A 16,282-nucleotide genomic window follows, 5' to 3' on the forward strand; every position below is an offset into this window, starting at 1 on the left:
GTTGTAACCGCGCAAACGATTGGCTTTCACGGCCGTTAACGTGACTTAGATCACATTAAATCGTGCAATAACCTGCAAATTAATCCTTAAAGATAGGAATAGATCACTTTCGCGACTAAAATCTGCCCGCTCAAACGCAGTCAATGCGTTTTACTTTACTTTGAACAGGCCAGACATGACTAACAGCAATCGCATCAAGCTCACATGGATCAGCTTCTTCTCCTACGCCCTGACCGGCGCGTTGGTGATCGTCACCGGGATGGTGATGGGAAATATCGCAGACTATTTCCAGTTGCCCGTTTCCAGCATGAGTAACACCTTCACCTTCCTCAACGCGGGGATCCTGATCTCCATCTTCCTTAACGCCTGGCTGATGGAAATCGTGCCGCTGAAAACGCAGCTGCGCTTTGGCTTTGTGCTGATGGTCGCCGCCGTGGCTGGCCTGATGCTTAGCCACAGCATTGCCCTGTTCTCTGCCGCCATGTTCGTGCTGGGGCTGGTGAGCGGTATTACCATGTCCATCGGTACGTTCCTGATTACCCATATGTATGAAGGCCGCCAGCGCGGCGCGCGTCTGCTGTTCACCGACTCCTTCTTCAGCATGGCCGGGATGATTTTCCCGATGGTTGCCGCCTGGCTGCTGGCCCGCAGCATTGAATGGTACTGGGTGTACGCCTGTATCGGTCTGGTCTACGTGGCGATCTTTATCCTGACCTTCGGCTGTGAATTCCCGGTTCTGGGCAAAAAGTCGCAAGATACCGCTGAGCCGGTTGCGAAAGAGAAATGGGGGATCGGCGTGCTGTTCCTCTCTATCGCCGCGCTGTGCTACATCCTCGGCCAGCTGGGCTTTATCTCCTGGGTGCCGGAATACGCCAAAGGCCTGGGCATGAGCCTGAACGACGCGGGCAAACTGGTGAGCGATTTCTGGATGTCTTACATGTTTGGCATGTGGGCGTTTAGCTTCATTCTGCGCTTCTTCGATCTGCAGCGCATTTTAACCGTGCTGGCTGGCCTGGCTACCGTGCTGATGTATCTGTTCATCAACGGCTCGCCTGAGCATATGCCGTGGTTCATCCTGACACTCGGCTTCTTCTCCAGCGCCATTTACACCTCAATCATCACGCTGGGATCGCTGCAGACCAAAGTGGCCTCGCCGAAGCTGGTTAACTTTGTGCTGACCTGCGGCACCATCGGTACCATGCTGACCTTCGTGGTCACCGGCCCGATTGTGGCCCACAGCGGCCCACTGGCGGCGCTGCACACCGCAAACGGTCTGTATGCCGTGGTGTTCATCATGTGCTTTGTTCTGGGCTTCGTGACCCGCCACCGCCAGCATAATACGGCGGCAGCGTAACAGGTTTCCCTACGCCCCTTTGCGCCCGGCAAAGGGGCTATTCTTCGTAAAGAACAGCTCCTCTCCTCCGTTATCCATCTGGATCCACGTCTGCGCCAGCTGCGTTGACGCAATCACCCTGCCCTGACGAATCGACCAGCGCACCGGCACCTGGCAGCGCACCGCCTCAAACCCGCTCTCTGCGGGCAGAATAATCAGATTCGCCGGATTCCCCTTCTCAATACCGTAGTCGTTCAGCCCAAAGGTTCGGGCGCTATTGTGGGTGATCAGATTCAGGCCGCTGTCGATTTGTGAATATCCCATCATCTGACACACGTGCAGCCCCATATGCAACACCTGGAGCATATTACCGGTGCCGAGCGGGTACCACGGGTCAAAGACATCGTCATGGCCGAAGCAGACGTTGATCCCCGCTTCCTGTAGCTCTTTCACGCGCGTAATGCCGCGTCGTTTCGGGTAGTCGTCAAAACGCCCCTGCAAATGGATGTTCACCAGCGGGTTAGCCACAAAGTTTATGCCTGACATCTTCAGCAGGCGGAACAGCCTTGACGTGTATGCGCCGTTGTAGGAGTGCATGGCCGTGGTATGGCTGGCCGTCACGCGCGGGCCAATGCCGGCCTCATAGGCCAGGGTTGCCACCGTCTCCACAAACCGGGACTGCTCATCGTCGATCTCGTCGCAGTGGATATCGAGCGGACGGTCATATTTCTTTGCCAACTCAAAGGCGATGTGCAGCGACTTTACGCCGTACTCGCGGGTGAATTCGAAATGGGGAATGGCCCCGACCACATCAGCCCCGAGCCTTAACGCCTCTTCCAGGAGTGCCACACCGTTCGGGTAAGAGAGTATGCCTTCCTGCGGAAACGCGACTATTTGCAGCGTGATCCACGGCGCGACTTCCTGCCTGACCTCCAGCATCGCCCTGAGGGCCGTCAGCGACGGGTCGGAGACATCGACGTGGGTACGCACAAACTGAATACCGTTGGCGATCTGCCATTTAAGCGTTTTCCACGCCCGCGCTTTGACATCCTCATGGCTGAGCAGCGCTTTACGTTCGGCCCAGCGCTCTATTCCCTCAAACAGCGTGCCGGACTCATTCCAGGCAGGCTCCCCCGCCGTCTGGGTGGTATCAAGGTGGATATGCGGCTCAATAAAGGGAGGTATGGCCAGGCCGCCGCGCCCGTTTAATATCTCATGGCTTTCATCATGGGAGACGTCCATCGGCGTGATGTCACCGAACCGACCTTCTTCGATGGCGATTTGCCACAGCCCTTCCCGACCCGGTAAACGGACATTCTGAACCAGCCATAGTGGTGTCGTTGACATACCTTTCCCCCGAAAAACGCTGCTGAAATTTAGGAGTACAAAAATTTACGGAATAGTACCCATTTTTGTACATAAAACCGACGACCGTGAAAAGCCTGCGATTTCCATAACTTATAAAAAACCTGACAAATCAGCGACCTACCCCCTAGGGGGTAGGTTAAGGCGTATTTGATTTGCATCAATAAGTGCCCCTGCTGAATCGTTAAGGTAGGCAGTAATAGAAAAGAAATCGAGGCAAAAATGAGCAAAGTCAGACTCGCTATCATCGGTAACGGCATGGTCGGTCACCGCTTTATTGAGGATCTACTCGATAAAGCTGACGCTGACCGTTTCGACATTACCGTGTTCTGTGAAGAACCCCGCAAGGCGTACGACCGTGTGCACTTGTCTTCCTACTTCTCCCATCATACCGCCGAAGAGCTCTCTCTGGTGCGTGAAGGTTTCTACGAGAAGCATGGCGTGAAAGTGCTGGTGGGCGAACGCGCTATCACCATCAACCGTCAGGAAAAAGTGATCCACTCCAGCGCCGGACGCACGGTTTTTTACGACAAGCTGATTATGGCGACTGGCTCATATCCATGGATCCCGCCAATCAAAGGCTCGGAAACGCAGGATTGCTTCGTTTATCGTACCATTGAAGACCTCAAGGCTATCGAAGCCTGCGCGCGTCGCAGCAAACGCGGTGCGGTCGTTGGCGGCGGTCTGCTCGGCCTTGAAGCCGCGGGCGCGCTGAAAAATCTCGGCGTTGAAACCCACGTCATCGAATTTGCCCCGATGCTGATGGCAGAACAGCTGGACCACATGGGTGGTGACCAGCTGCGCCGTAAAATCGAAAGTATGGGTGTGAAGGTTCACACCAGCAAAAACACCAAAGAGATCGTTCAGGAAGGGACCGAAGCGCGCAAAACCATGCGCTTTGCCGACGGCAGCGAGCTGGAAGTGGACTTTATCGTCTTCTCCACCGGTATTCGCCCGCGCGACAAAATGGCGACCCAGTGTGGTCTGGCCGTGGCACAGCGCGGCGGGATCATGATCAACGACTCCTGCCAGACCTCTGACCCGGATATTTACGCCATCGGCGAATGCGCCAGCTGGAATAACCGCGTGTACGGCCTGGTCGCACCTGGCTACAAAATGGCGCAGGTCGCCGTTGACCATATCCTCGGTAATGAAAATGCCTTCGAAGGCGCAGACATGAGCGCCAAGCTGAAGCTGCTGGGCGTGGATGTGGGCGGTATCGGCGATGCGCACGGCCGCACCCCGAACTCCCGCAGCTATGTGTACCTCGACGAAAGCAAAGAGGTCTACAAACGCCTGATCGTAAGCCAGGACAACAAAACCCTGCTCGGCGCGGTGCTGGTGGGTGACACCAGCGATTACGGCAACCTGCTGCAGCTGGTGCTGAACGCCATTGAGCTACCGGAAAACCCGGACGCGCTGATCCTCCCGGCTCACGCCTCCAGCGGTAAGCCGTCCATCGGCGTGGATAAACTCCCGGACAGCGCGCAGATTTGCTCCTGCTTCGACGTCACCAAAGGCATGCTGGTTGCAGCCATCAACAAGGGCTGCCACACCGTCGCCGCGCTGAAAGCTGAAACCAAAGCCGGTACCGGCTGCGGCGGCTGTATTCCACTGGTGACGCAGGTTCTGAACGCAGAGCTGGCGAAACAGGGTATCGAAGTGAATAACAACCTGTGCGAGCACTTCGCTTACTCTCGCCAGGAGATTTATCACCTGATCCGCGTGGAAGGCATTAAGTCCTTCGACGAGCTGCTGGCAAAACACGGCCAGGGTTACGGCTGTGAAGTGTGTAAACCGACCGTCGGTTCCCTGCTGGCCTCCTGCTGGAACGAATACGTTCTGAAGCCGGAACATACTCCGCTGCAGGACACCAACGACAACTTCCTGGCGAACATCCAGAAAGACGGCACCTACTCGGTGATCCCACGTTCAGCCGGGGGCGAAATTACGCCGGAAGGGCTGGTCGCCGTGGGTCGTATCGCCCGCGAATTCAACCTCTACACCAAAATCACCGGATCTCAGCGTATTGGCCTGTTCGGTGCGCAGAAAGACGATCTGCCGGAAATCTGGCGTCAGCTGATTGAAGCGGGCTTCGAAACCGGTCACGCGTATGCTAAAGCGCTGCGTATGGCGAAAACCTGCGTGGGCAGCACCTGGTGCCGCTACGGCGTGGGCGACAGCGTGGGCTTCGGCGTAGAACTGGAAAACCGCTATAAAGGTATTCGTACCCCGCACAAAATGAAATTCGGCGTCTCCGGCTGTACCCGTGAATGTGCGGAAGCGCAGGGTAAAGACGTAGGTATTATCGCCACAGAGAAAGGCTGGAACCTGTACGTCTGCGGTAACGGCGGGATGAAACCTCGTCATGCGGACCTGCTGGCAGCGGATCTCGACCACGACACGCTGATTAAGTACCTCGATCGCTTCATGATGTTCTACATCCGCACTGCCGACAAGCTGACCCGTACCGCCTCCTGGCTGGACAATCTGGAAGGTGGCATCGACTACCTGAAGTCGGTCATTATCGACGACAAGCTGGGCCTGAACGACCATCTGGAAGAAGAGATGGCGCGCCTGCGCGAAGCGGTGATCTGCGAGTGGACCGAAACCGTGAATACCCCGGCGGCGCAGACGCGCTTCAGACACTTTATCAACAGCACCCAGCGCGATCCGAACGTACAGATCGTTCCTGAGCGTGAACAGCATCGTCCGGCAACGCCGTACGAACGTATTCCGGTGACTCTGGTGGAGGAAAACGCATGAGCCAGTGGGTAAATATCTGCAGCATTAACGACATTCTGCCAGCAACCGGCGTCTGTGCGCTGTTAGGTCACGAGCAGGTCGCCATTTTCCGTCCTCGCCACGATGAACAGGTTTTTGCCATCAGCAATATTGACCCGTTCTTTGAGGCCAGCGTCCTGTCCCGCGGCATCATCGCGGAACATCAGGGCGAACTGTGGGTCGCCAGCCCGTTGAAAAAGCAGCGTTTCAACTTAAAAGATGGACGCTGCATGGAAGATGAGAGCCATTCCGTGAAGCACTACGACGCCCGCGTGAAGGACGGCATGGTGCAGCTAAGAGCCTAACCTCCAGTCTTTTCAATAGGAAAGGCTTATGACCCCTTATGGGTAACGGCAGGAAAAACCGTATGTTCTGTACGATCCCTGCTGTTATCCTGACCTCAAATTCTCCTCCTCCCCTGAATGCTGCGAGGTAATGTCGTGGATCACCTGCCGATTTTCTGTCAATTACGCCATCGCGACTGCCTGCTTGTCGGCGGCGGTGACGTGGCCGAGCGCAAAGCGCGCCTGCTGTTAGAGGCCGGTGCCCGGCTGACCGTCAACGCCCTCGCCTTTGCGCCGCAGTTCGACGTCTGGGCGCAGGAAGGCATGCTCACCCTTGTCGAGGGCGAGTTCGACGAATCCCTGCTTGATACCTGCTGGCTCACCATTGCCGCAACCGACGATGACGCCGTTAACCAGCGCGTCAGTGATGCCTGCGAAACGCGTCGAATTTTCTGTAACGTGGTGGATGCACCGAAAGAAGCCAGCTTTATCATGCCGTCGATCATTGACCGTTCCCCGCTGATGGTGGCCGTGTCGTCCGGCGGCACCTCCCCGGTTTTAGCGCGTCTGCTGCGTGAAAAGCTCGAGTCGATTCTGCCCCAGCATCTGGGCCAGGTGGCGCAGTATGCAGGCCAACTGCGCGCCCGCGTGAAGAAAACCTTCGCGACCGTAGGCGAGCGCCGCCGTTTCTGGGAAAAGTTCTTTGTGAATGACAGGCTCGCGCAGTCGCTGGCTAATCAGGATCGCCAGGCCGTTGAAGAGACCACAGAAACGCTGCTTGCCGAGCCGCTGGATCATCGCGGTGAAGTGGTGCTGGTAGGCGCAGGGCCGGGCGATGCAGGCTTGCTGACGCTCAAGGGGTTGCAGCAGATCCAGCAGGCGGACATCGTGGTGTACGACCGTCTGGTCTCGGATGACATCATGAACCTGGTGCGCCGCGACGCCGATCGCGTGTTTGTCGGCAAACGCGCGGGCTACCACTGCGTACCTCAGGAAGAGATTAACCAGATCCTGCTGCGCGAGGCGCAAAAAGGCAAACGCGTGGTGCGCCTTAAGGGCGGCGATCCGTTTATCTTTGGCCGCGGCGGCGAGGAGCTGGAAACGTTGTGCAACGCGGGCATTCCGTTCTCCGTGGTGCCGGGCATTACGGCAGCATCGGGCTGTTCGGCCTATTCCGGTATTCCCCTGACCCACCGTGACTACGCCCAAAGCGTGCGGCTGGTGACAGGCCACCTGAAGACCGGCAGCGAGCTGGACTGGCACAACCTGGCCGCAGAGAAACAGACGCTGGTGTTCTATATGGGCCTGAATCAGGCCGCGACCATTCAGGCCAAACTGCTGGAGCATGGCATGGATGAAGACATGTCCGTGGCGCTGGTGGAAAACGGTACCTCCACGAAGCAGCGCGTGGTGAATGGCGTCCTGACGCAGCTCGGCGAGCTGGCGCAGCAGGTTGAAAGCCCGGCGCTGATTATCGTTGGTCGGGTGGTTGAGCTACGCGACAAGCTGAACTGGTTCTCAAATCACTGACGCACACTCCCCCTTTACTGAGTAGTCCTTAACCGGACTACTCCCCTCTTACCGCTATCGATAACATACCGCCCGCAAAATGGAACTTTTCCATTTATTCCCTCGTTTCACTTCAATTTATCGTTTTTGAGTACAAGGAATAAGTATGTTTAAGCTGGCAAAGGCCGCCGTTCTGGTAGGCATGTTATCGACGCTGACCGCCTGCACAGGTCACGTTCAAAATACCAAAAATAACTGCAGCTATGATTACCTGCTGCACCCGGCGATCTCTATTTCCAAGATCATCGGTGGCTGTGGCCCGGCGGCACAGCAGTAAGCATTTTTCAGGCGTAAAAAAACCGGGAATTTCCCGGTTTTTTTGTTTGGATCCCGGCACGACAGGATTAAGGCTTACCTACAAATCCAATCGCCTGATACACCGCTTTCAGCGTCTCTGACGCGCGCGCGCTGGCTTTTTCTGCGCCATCCTTCATCACCTTCTGCAGGAAGGCTTCATCGTTGCGGTAGCGGTTATAGCGCTCCTGCAGCTCGGTCAACATGCCGGAGACCGCGTCCGCCACTTCGCCTTTCAGGTGGCCGTACATCTTGCCTTCGAAGTGCTTCTCCAGTTCAGGGATGCTTTGACCGGTCACGCCGGAGAGAATATCCAGCAGGTTAGACACGCCCGCTTTGTTCTGCACGTCGTAGCGCACAACAGGTGGCTCGTCGGAGTCGGTCACCGCACGCTTGAGCTTTTTCACCACCGATTTTGGATCTTCCAGCAGGCCGATAACGTTGTTGCGGTTATCGTCAGACTTGGACATCTTCTTGGTTGGCTCCAGCAGCGACATCACGCGCGCGCCGGATTTCGGAATAAACGGCTCAGGCACTTTGAACACGTCGCCATAAAGCGCGTTGAAGCGCTGGGCGATATCGCGGCTCAGCTCCAGGTGCTGCTTCTGGTCTTCGCCTACCGGAACCTGATTGGTCTGATACAGCAGAATGTCGGCCGCCATCAGTACCGGATAGTCAAAAAGACCGGCGTTGATGTTTTCAGAATAGCGGGCAGATTTGTCCTTGAACTGCGTCATACGGCTCAGTTCGCCGAAATAGGTGTAGCAGTTCAGCGCCCAGCCCAGTTGCGCGTGCTCCGGCACGTGAGACTGCACGAAGATGGTGCTTTTCTCCGGATCGATACCGCATGCCAGATAGAGTGCCAGCGTATCCAGCGTGGCTTTGCGCAGCTTCTCAGGATCCTGACGCGCCGTGATGGCATGGAGATCCACGATGCAATAGATGCAATGGTAGTCGTCCTGCATGCTCACCCACTGACGTAACGCACCCATGTAGTTACCAATGGTCAATTCACCGGACGGCTGTGCGCCGCTAAAAACGATGGGCTTAGTCATTTTTCAATTCCTGATGTTCACTGTGCGAAAGCCCGAGTGCGGGCAATAAATCTTTGAAACGATCGAATACAACGTCCGGCTCACTCAGCGTAATCGCCTCACCGTAGTTGTAGCCATAGGTTAATCCGACGCACGGACAGCCTGCCGTTTTGGCGGCCAGAATATCATTGCGCGAATCACCGACAAAGAGCAGCTCCGCAGGTGTTAAGGATAATTTTCCTGCCACCAGCAAAAGCGGTTCCGGATGCGGTTTTTTGTTCTGCACGTCATCGCCGCCGACAATTACCGAGAAATACTTCGCGATATCCAGCGCCTCAAGCAGAGGTGCGACAAACGGCGTAGGCTTGTTGGTTACCAGCCCCAGCGGAATGCCTTTAGCATGCAGAACACTCAGCGTCTCCGCGACGTCCGGGAACAGGAAGCTGCCCTCTTCGACGGTCTCTTCGTAGAAACGATCGAACAGTTTGCGCAGAATACGCTGCTGCTCTTCCTGCGGAATATCAGTGTGATCGACGCTCGGTTTACCCTGTGCGGAACGCTGTGACGCACGCTCCTGGCGCGCCCAGGTCAGGGCGCGTTCCATCAGCACGTCCGCGCCGTTGCCAATCCACGTCACAACGCGATCTTCGCCCGCAACGGGTAATTCAAGGGCATACAGCGCCCGATCAACCGCGCTGCTTAAGCCCGGCGCGCTGTCGACCAGCGTGCCGTCGAGGTCAAATGCTACACCCCGGGTTGCCTGCAATTTATCCATGACTTACCTTCGCCAGTTCACTGCGCATTTCATCAATGACTTTTTTGTAATCCGGCTGGTCGAAGATGGCCGAGCCTGCAACGAACATATCTGCACCCGCCGCCGCGATTTCACCGATATTGTTCACCTTCACACCACCGTCCACTTCCAGGCGAATGTCATAGCCCGACTCATCAATACGGCGGCGCACTTCACGCAGCTTGTCGAGCGTGTGCGGAATGAACGACTGACCGCCGAAACCCGGGTTAACGGACATCAGCAAAATCACGTCCAGCTTTTCCATCACATGGTCGAGATAGCTCAGCGGCGTGGCCGGGTTAAACACCAGACCGGCTTTACAGCCGTTCTCTTTAATGAGCTGGAGCGTGCGGTCAACGTGTTCAGAGGCTTCAGGGTGGAACGTAATGATGCTGGCACCCGCGGCCGCGAAATCAGGCACGATGCGGTCGACCGGCTTTACCATCAGATGCACGTCAATCGGCGCGGTAATGCCGTAGTTGCGCAGCGCCTTAAGCACCATCGGGCCGATGGTCAGATTGGGAACGTAGTGGTTATCCATAACGTCGAAATGGACGACATCCGCGCCGGCCGCAAGGGCGCTGGCGGTATCTTCACCCAGGCGGGCAAAATCGGCCGACAGAATTGAGGGAGCAATCAAAAACTGTTTCATCCGCTTCTCCTTGAAATGTGTTTACCGGCGGGCAAAACGGCTCAGGGTCGATACAGAGCCAGGAGTTCGTCCACCTTTTTACGCGTGCCGCCATTGCTGCTAATGCTGCGCCGCACCTTAACCTGAAAATGTTTCGCGGCTTTGTACCATTCGCGCGTATCAGGCGTGTCGTGATTCGAAATTAACACCGGAATTCTTTTGCTGACCAGTTTTTCCGCCATCTCCGCCAGACGAGCCTGTTCAGCCGGGCTGAAGCTGTTGGTGTGATAGGCGGTGAAGTTTGCGGTGGCAGACAGCGGCGCATAAGGCGGATCGCAATAGACCACCGAATTGACGTCAGCGCGATCCATACACTCCTCATAAGAGAGGCAGTGGAACTCCGCGTTCTGCGCTTTTTCAGCAAAGTGGTACAACTCAGCCTGCGGGAAATAAGGACGCTTATAGCGGCCAAACGGCACGTTGAATTCACCACGAAGATTATACCGACACAGCCCGTTGTAGCCATGACGGTTGAGATAGAGGAACAACAGGGCGCGACGGAACGGCTCCTGGCACTGGTTAAACTCAGCGCGGAACTGGTAGTAGACATCCGGGTTGTTGTTTTCAGGCGTAAACAGTTTACGCGCCTCATCCACGTACTCGTCGGTACGCAGTTTTACGATGTTATAGAGACTGATCAGGTCGCTGTTGATATCCGCCAGGATATAACGCGAAAAATCGGTATTCAGGAACACCGATCCCGCCCCCACAAAGGGCTCGATAAGACACTCGCCTTTTGGCAGGTGTTTTTTGATATCGTCGAGCAGGGGGTATTTCCCCCCTGCCCATTTCAGAAAAGCGCGATTTTTTTTCATGCTGACTAACTGGTTACACCTTCTCCGGCTGTGGAGAAAGCTCCGACAGCATCCTGCGCTTTAAACATTACTTCAGATCGGCCTGGACCTGATGAATCGGCTTCGCCCATGGGTTTTTCGCCTGAACATCGGCTGGCAGTGATGCAACGGCACGTTTCGCTTCATCTTTCGATGCGTAAACACCGCTCACCAGGACATACCAAGGCTGGCCATTACGGGTCGTCTGATAAACCACGTAGTTTTTCAGATTTGATTTTTTCGCCCAGCCGTTGAGGTTATCGTAGTTCGACGAGCTGCTCAGCTGCAGGGTGTAATTGCTGGAAGGCGCAGATTTCAGAGAACCCACATTACCCGCCGTTTTACCCGATGCACCCGTAGACGCTGTCGCAGCCGGTGCGGCTGTCGCCGCAGGTGCCGTGGTCGTCGCCGTCGCTTTCGGTGCAGTCTGCGTCACTGGCGCTTTGGCCGGTTCGCTTGCCGCTGCCGTTTCTGTGCGTTTTGGCTGAGCCGGTGCCTTCACTTCAGGCGCTTTTGCAACGGTCTGAGGCTTAGTTTCACGTTTTGGCTCAATCACCGCCTGCTTACGTTCCTGACGCGGCGCGGTCTGCGTTTGCGTATGCGTCTGGCGCGGTTTGGTTTCCGTCGCCGCAGTCTGCTGCTGAGCATTACCGCCGCGAACAGGTGCTACGGTCGCAGGCTCGGTTGGCAACGTAGAGTTAACCACTACGTTGTTCACCTGCTCCTGATTCTGAGGTTGCGTCAGCGCATTATTCAGGTCGCCCTGAACCTCAACACGCTGCTGGCCTTCCGGCGCAATGACCGTCTGGCCCTGAGTCGGCGTAGAAGAGACCGGCGGCAGAGAAACATCCTGCGGATTACCCGCAGTCTGCTCGGCAGACGTCGTGCCCGGAGCAGGCTGCGCGCCATTGGCCTGATCGGCAGCATCGTTGCCTGAAAGGTTGATGCTCTTCTCAGTGGACGCGGTTTGCTCGCCTGAGTGGGTAGACGGTGATTTTAGCGCGGAGCCGATGCCGATAATCAGCAGCAAGAGCACCAGTACGCCAAGTCCCATCATGATGTACTGACGGGAAGCGGGTTTTGCCGCCGCCGCTTTTTTACGTTTACGCGGGCGACGCTCTACAGGCTCTTCGTCCATTGAATCTTCTTCAGACTCGTAATCTTCTTCTTGCTCATCGCGTGCGTTGCGGCTGCGCGAAGGACGACGATCGTCTGCATCCAGATCGACATCGTCAAAATTGATCTGCGGCTCGTTATCACGTTCTGAAGATTGACGAGAACGACCAGTACGACGATCGCTGGGATCGGGTTTCAGCTCGTCTTCTGGTTTGAATTCATCCATTTAACACCCCACTCAAAGGCTTATGCCAACGTCTTTGCATTTCACCTGAAGCTAAACGACCACCTGTTACGGCGGCCTGACCTTTCTAGTTGTTAGGCCTGCTGGCAATCAGCCACAGCGCCAAGAACCACGTCGTGCGACACTCCGCCGCGTACTTCACTCTTCCCTATTGCAAGCGGGAGTACAAGACGCATCTCGCCTGCCAATACTTTTTTATCGCGCATCATGTGGGGTAAATACGCCTGTGCAGACATCTCCTGCGGACCGGTTACCGGTAAGCCTGCGCGTTCAAGCAGTGCGATGATACGCGCCGTCTCTTCCGGTTTGAACTGGCCCAGACGTTCAGATGCCCGCGCGGCCATCACCATTCCGGCAGCCACCGCTTCGCCGTGAAGCCAGTTGCCATAGCCCATTTCGGCTTCAATGGCGTGACCAAACGTATGCCCCAGATTCAGTAAAGCACGTAAGCCGGTTTCACGCTCGTCTGCTGCCACCACTTCTGCTTTCAGCTCACAACAACGGCGGATACAGTACGCCAGTGCCTGCCCGTCAAGGCGTAGCAAAGCGTCCATATTCTCTTCCAGCCAGTTAAAGAACTCGCCATCAAGAATAATGCCGTATTTGATCACTTCTGCAAGGCCAGACGCCAGTTCGCGTGCAGGCAGCGTTTTCAGACAGTCGAGATCCACCACCACCGAGGCCGGCTGGTAGAACGCACCGATCATGTTTTTGCCGAGCGGATGGTTAACGGCCGTTTTGCCGCCAACGGAGGAGTCGACCTGAGACAATAACGTGGTGGGGATCTGAATAAAGCGCACGCCACGCTGATAGCTGGCGGCCGCAAACCCCGTAAGATCGCCGACAACACCGCCGCCCAGGGCAAGCAGTGTGGTGTCGCGACCGTGCGGTTTTTGCAGTAATGCGGTAAAGACGATATCGAGCACCGCCAGGCTTTTATACTGCTCGCCATCGGGCAGAATCACACTGTCGACCTTTACGCCCGCCTGCTCAAGCAGGTGACGCACACGGTCGAGATAAAGCGGAGCCAGCGTCTCATTGGTGACCAGCATCGCCTGATCACCCGCTTTCAGTGGCAAGAAGGAAGCTGGGTCGTTAAACAAACCAGCCGCGATGGTGATAGGGTAACTACGTTCCCCGAGAGTAACTGTAATCCTCTCCATGACGCGACATCCACCTTAAATGCTTTTACCCGCAGGCGAGTGTATATAAAGCCAGAATCAGTTGCTTTCCAGCATATTAATAATCTGGTTTGCAACCACTTTAGCGCTCTGATCGTCAGTACGAATGGTAACATCCGCAATCTCTTCGTACAGAGGATTGCGCTCACCGGCCAGGGCTTCCAGAACTTCGCGTGGCGGCGTTTCAACCTGCAGCAACGGGCGCTTTTTATCGCGCTGCGTACGTGCCAGCTGTTTTTCGATGGTCGTCTCAAGATAGACCACAACGCCACGGGCGGAGAGACGGTTACGGGTTTCGCGAGATTTCACAGAGCCGCCGCCAGTCGCCAGCACAATGCCCTGTTTTTCCGTGAGTTCGTTGATCACTTTTTCTTCTCGGTCACGGAAACCTTCTTCGCCTTCTACATCGAAGACCCAGCCCACATCCGCTCCGGTTCGTTTCTCAATCTCTTGATCAGAATCGTAGAATTCCATATTGAGTTGTTGAGCTAACTGACGCCCAATAGTGCTTTTGCCGGCACCCATAGGCCCAACCAGAAAGATATTGCGTTTCTCTGCCATTTTTTCGGTACTACTAAGACTATTCGTTAATGGTAATCCCCGCTTCGAAGACACCCAGCGTAGCGGGACATGAACTGAAACCTCATATGCAATAGAGCGAGAGTCAGACTAAAAATTATCTCAATACTCCGGCTTGTTTGGCAACTGATTAAATCACCGTTCCAAACGCATAAGGTAATAAGACGTAAGTCCGATTCAAATCGGTACTCCTTGTATGCTAATTCATGCCCCACGTCAAACATCTGCAACAATCTGTATGCAAAATCATTGCGGGGATCGTCGCCCATCAGTGAATGCCAACCAGCCGTGGCGTAATAAACACTACCAGCTCCCGCCGCTCGTTATCCTTCCCGTCATGGCGAAAAAGTTGTCCAAGCCAGGGGATGCGCCCCAGCCCCGGCACGCTATCGCTGCCGGTTTTATTTTTTTGCGAGAAAATGCCGCCCAGCGCCAGGGTTTCACCGCTTTTGACCTCAACCTGAGTTTCAATCTCCTGTTTATCGATAGCCAGCGTTTCGCCATCAGCCTGCTGCAGCACTTGCCCTGGCATATTTTCGCTGATGTGTAATTTCAGCCGCACGCGTCCTCCCGGCAGCACCACCGGCGTCACCTCCATACCGAGCACCGCCTCTTTAAACTCCACCGACGTTGCCCCGCTTTCACCGCTGGAAACCTGATAGGGGATCTCACTGCCCTGCTTGATGCTGGCTGGCTGCATGTGCGACGCGAGCAGGCGTGGGCTGGCGATAATATCGACCTGCTGTTTCTGCTCGAGGGCCGACAGCTCCAGATCCAAAAGCCTGCCGTCGATGCGCCCGATATTAAACCCCACGTGCGTCGTGGCGTTGGTAACCGACAGGTCCGCGCCCAGCGCAGTCACCTCCCCGACCCGCCCCGCCTCTGACGCCTCAGCAAGGTTCCACTTCACGCCCAGCTCGCGAAGGCTTTTTTCATTGATGGTCACAATGTGTGCCGCCAGCTCCACCTGGTCGATCGGCAGGTCCATCTGCTCGGCCCAGCGCGCGAGCGTATCCAGTACCGTTTGGTTATCCCTTACCAGCAAGCGGTTGGTTCGCTTGTCCACGGAAAGGCTGCCCTTCGGGCTGAGCAGCTTTTCCGCGGCTTTCTGTAGCTCCCCGGCATCCGCATAGGAAAAAGAGATGCCGTGAGAGACCAGCGGCGCGTCGAGCTGTCTCTGGGCCTGCTCTTGCGCCTTACGCGTTTGCTGTGCCTGCTGCCAGGCTGCCGTATGGACATAAAAAATCCCGCCCTCCTCCCGCAGGACAAGCCCGGCGCTATTCACCACGGTTTGCAGCGCCTTGCGCCAGGGGACGCGCGTTAAGCTGAGCGAAAGCGAGCCATTTACATCAGGCGACACCACCAGATTGCGGTTCTCCTGCGTCGCCAGCGCCTGCAGCACCTGAACCACAGGCACCTCATCCACCACCAGCGTGACCGGTTTTGGCTCAGCGGCCCACAGCGACGCGCTGAGGGCCATTAACAGCAGGGCTGTCCTTATCTTCATGCTTTTTCGTTCCTTCTCGTTGCCATATCCATTGCCGAGGGTCACACGTTTCGCCAACGTCAACAGTCAGCTGTTGTTCATCCATTGCCATCACGCGCCATCCGGTAAGCAAGCGCTGATCCTGCTTCACACGATGCCAGCGCTGTTGTCCGTCCTGCATAAAACCCACGTCGTTCACCTTTCCCTGATAGCGCCATTGCGGCAGTTGCCCGGTAAGACAGGTGTCTGCCGGGGGCTGGAACGGATCGCGCATGCCCGTGAGACACACCAGCGAGGCAACAATCATTAACCGCATGCTATGCCCCATGTTGCAGCTCCATCCGCAGGCGCAACCGGCCTGTTTCGGCCGTTATCACGAAGGTGCCGATCCTGACGTTGCACTGTTCCAGCTGCGCAAAGATGCCGGGGATCGCCGCCCAGTCGGCGTCAAGCTCCAGCTCCCCGCCGCGCGAAAGGGGCTTCCAGTGGACCAGCCGGGTGCCGTTGGCCTGAAAATCCAGCGGTGAAAATGGCCTCACCGCAGGGGCAACCGGCTCCTCTGTTTCGGTCGGGATTTTTCTCACAGCAGCCCACAGCGAGGCGTTGGTACGCCCCTCGACACTCACCTGATGTTGTGCTTCGGCGATCTGTTCCGCCACTGGCCGCAGCAGCGCGGCCCAGCCGATCGCCACAAGC

General features: G+C 56.3%; 16 protein-coding genes. 5 read left to right on the forward strand and 11 right to left on the reverse strand.

Going from position 1 to position 16,282, the window contains the following annotated elements; genetic code table 11:
* The first annotated feature begins 175 nt into the window (after positions 1 to 175).
* Entirely contained in the window at positions 176 to 1,354 is a 1,179-nt protein-coding gene (tsgA, locus tag FFS28_RS18985; protein WP_058609471.1) for an MFS transporter TsgA, read from the forward strand.
* A 9-nt stretch (positions 1,355 to 1,363) separates the two neighbouring features.
* Here tsgA and FFS28_RS18990 read toward each other — a convergent pair whose 3' ends face one another.
* Entirely contained in the window at positions 1,364 to 2,680 is a 1,317-nt protein-coding gene (locus FFS28_RS18990; protein WP_137903700.1) for a cytosine deaminase, read from the reverse strand.
* A gap of 240 nt (positions 2,681 to 2,920) precedes the next feature.
* Here FFS28_RS18990 and nirB point away from each other — a divergent pair, with 240 nt between their 5' ends.
* The 4 genes from nirB (at position 2,921) to FFS28_RS19015 (ending at position 7,612) form a co-directional block, all read left to right on the forward strand.
* On the forward strand, positions 2,921 to 5,464 hold the full coding sequence (gene nirB, locus FFS28_RS19000) for a nitrite reductase large subunit NirB (protein ID WP_101738412.1): 2,544 nt from the start codon (positions 2,921 to 2,923) through the stop codon (positions 5,462 to 5,464).
* Positions 5,461 to 5,787: a nitrite reductase small subunit NirD gene (nirD, locus tag FFS28_RS19005; protein ID WP_006177864.1), complete on the forward strand. Its 327-nt coding sequence runs from the start codon at positions 5,461 to 5,463 to the stop codon at positions 5,785 to 5,787. The genes nirB and nirD overlap by 4 nt, the downstream gene beginning before the upstream one ends.
* A 135-nt stretch (positions 5,788 to 5,922) precedes the next feature.
* Complete coding sequence (gene cysG / locus FFS28_RS19010) at positions 5,923 to 7,296, forward strand: siroheme synthase CysG (protein ID WP_088209216.1); 1,374 nt, start codon at positions 5,923 to 5,925, stop codon at positions 7,294 to 7,296.
* Positions 7,297 to 7,441: 145 nt separating this feature from the next.
* A complete protein-coding gene (locus FFS28_RS19015; protein WP_020884583.1) occupies positions 7,442 to 7,612 on the forward strand; it encodes a YhfL family protein in 171 nt (56 codons plus the stop codon).
* A gap of 67 nt (positions 7,613 to 7,679) precedes the next feature.
* Here FFS28_RS19015 and trpS read toward each other — a convergent pair whose 3' ends face one another.
* The 10 genes from trpS to FFS28_RS19065 form a co-directional block, all read right to left on the reverse strand.
* On the reverse strand, positions 7,680 to 8,684 hold the full coding sequence (gene trpS, locus FFS28_RS19020; protein WP_006177867.1) for a tryptophan--tRNA ligase: 1,005 nt from the start codon (positions 8,682 to 8,684) through the stop codon (positions 7,680 to 7,682).
* Positions 8,677 to 9,438, reverse strand: a complete 762-nt coding sequence (gph, locus tag FFS28_RS19025; protein ID WP_137903702.1) for a phosphoglycolate phosphatase — start codon at positions 9,436 to 9,438, stop codon at positions 8,677 to 8,679. Before gph ends, trpS begins: the two co-directional genes overlap by 8 nt.
* Positions 9,431 to 10,108: a ribulose-phosphate 3-epimerase gene (rpe, locus tag FFS28_RS19030; RefSeq protein WP_058609476.1), complete on the reverse strand. Its 678-nt coding sequence runs from the start codon at positions 10,106 to 10,108 to the stop codon at positions 9,431 to 9,433. Before rpe ends, gph begins: the two co-directional genes overlap by 8 nt.
* A 41-nt stretch (positions 10,109 to 10,149) precedes the next feature.
* Positions 10,150 to 10,962 carry an adenine-specific DNA-methyltransferase gene (dam, locus tag FFS28_RS19035; RefSeq protein ID WP_006177870.1) on the reverse strand — a complete coding sequence of 271 codons (813 nt, stop codon included), beginning with the start codon at positions 10,960 to 10,962 and terminating at the stop codon, positions 10,150 to 10,152.
* A gap of 67 nt (positions 10,963 to 11,029) precedes the next feature.
* Entirely contained in the window at positions 11,030 to 12,322 is a 1,293-nt protein-coding gene (gene damX / locus FFS28_RS19040) for a cell division protein DamX (protein ID WP_137903703.1), read from the reverse strand.
* Positions 12,323 to 12,414: 92 nt separating this feature from the next.
* A complete protein-coding gene (gene aroB, locus FFS28_RS19045) occupies positions 12,415 to 13,503 on the reverse strand; it encodes a 3-dehydroquinate synthase (RefSeq protein WP_137903704.1) in 1,089 nt (362 codons plus the stop codon).
* Positions 13,504 to 13,560: 57 nt separating this feature from the next.
* On the reverse strand, positions 13,561 to 14,082 hold the full coding sequence (gene aroK / locus FFS28_RS19050; RefSeq protein ID WP_006177873.1) for a shikimate kinase AroK: 522 nt from the start codon (positions 14,080 to 14,082) through the stop codon (positions 13,561 to 13,563).
* Positions 14,083 to 14,368: 286 nt separating this feature from the next.
* Positions 14,369 to 15,607 (reverse strand): DNA uptake porin HofQ, encoded by a 1,239-nt coding sequence (gene hofQ, locus FFS28_RS19055; protein ID WP_137903705.1) that lies wholly within the window; start codon positions 15,605 to 15,607, stop codon positions 14,369 to 14,371.
* On the reverse strand, positions 15,549 to 15,914 hold the full coding sequence (locus FFS28_RS19060) for a HofP DNA utilization family protein (protein ID WP_137903706.1): 366 nt from the start codon (positions 15,912 to 15,914) through the stop codon (positions 15,549 to 15,551). The genes hofQ and FFS28_RS19060 overlap by 59 nt, the downstream gene beginning before the upstream one ends.
* Positions 15,904 to 16,278: a HofO family protein gene (locus tag FFS28_RS19065; RefSeq protein ID WP_137903707.1), complete on the reverse strand. Its 375-nt coding sequence runs from the start codon at positions 16,276 to 16,278 to the stop codon at positions 15,904 to 15,906. The genes FFS28_RS19060 and FFS28_RS19065 overlap by 11 nt, the downstream gene beginning before the upstream one ends.
* Between the last annotated feature and the right edge of the window lie 4 nt (positions 16,279 to 16,282).

Source organism: Enterobacter sp. 2VL (genome assembly GCF_005503595.1).
In the GTDB taxonomy this organism is placed as follows: Bacteria; Pseudomonadota; Gammaproteobacteria; order Enterobacterales; family Enterobacteriaceae; genus Enterobacter; species Enterobacter cancerogenus.

Bases quoted from the DNA above. Each gene is read 5' to 3' on its own strand.
- aroK (WP_006177873.1), bottom strand. From the start codon at position 14,082: ATGGCAGAGAAACGCAATATCTTTCTGGTTGGGCCTATGGGTGCCGGC.
- rpe (WP_058609476.1), bottom strand. From the start codon at position 10,108: ATGAAACAGTTTTTGATTGCTCCCTCAATTCTGTCGGCCGATTTTGCC.
- hofQ (WP_137903705.1), bottom strand. From the start codon at position 15,607: ATGAAGATAAGGACAGCCCTGCTGTTAATGGCCCTCAGCGCGTCGCTG.
- damX (WP_137903703.1), bottom strand. From the start codon at position 12,322: ATGGATGAATTCAAACCAGAAGACGAGCTGAAACCCGATCCCAGCGAT.
- FFS28_RS19060 (WP_137903706.1), bottom strand. From the start codon at position 15,914: ATGGGGCATAGCATGCGGTTAATGATTGTTGCCTCGCTGGTGTGTCTC.
- dam (WP_006177870.1), bottom strand. From the start codon at position 10,962: ATGAAAAAAAATCGCGCTTTTCTGAAATGGGCAGGGGGGAAATACCCC.
- gph (WP_137903702.1), bottom strand. From the start codon at position 9,438: ATGGATAAATTGCAGGCAACCCGGGGTGTAGCATTTGACCTCGACGGC.
- tsgA (WP_058609471.1), top strand. From the start codon at position 176: ATGACTAACAGCAATCGCATCAAGCTCACATGGATCAGCTTCTTCTCC.
- nirD (WP_006177864.1), top strand. From the start codon at position 5,461: ATGAGCCAGTGGGTAAATATCTGCAGCATTAACGACATTCTGCCAGCA.
- trpS (WP_006177867.1), bottom strand. From the start codon at position 8,684: ATGACTAAGCCCATCGTTTTTAGCGGCGCACAGCCGTCCGGTGAATTG.
- nirB (WP_101738412.1), top strand. From the start codon at position 2,921: ATGAGCAAAGTCAGACTCGCTATCATCGGTAACGGCATGGTCGGTCAC.
- FFS28_RS18990 (WP_137903700.1), bottom strand. From the start codon at position 2,680: ATGTCAACGACACCACTATGGCTGGTTCAGAATGTCCGTTTACCGGGT.
- FFS28_RS19015 (WP_020884583.1), top strand. From the start codon at position 7,442: ATGTTTAAGCTGGCAAAGGCCGCCGTTCTGGTAGGCATGTTATCGACG.
- aroB (WP_137903704.1), bottom strand. From the start codon at position 13,503: ATGGAGAGGATTACAGTTACTCTCGGGGAACGTAGTTACCCTATCACC.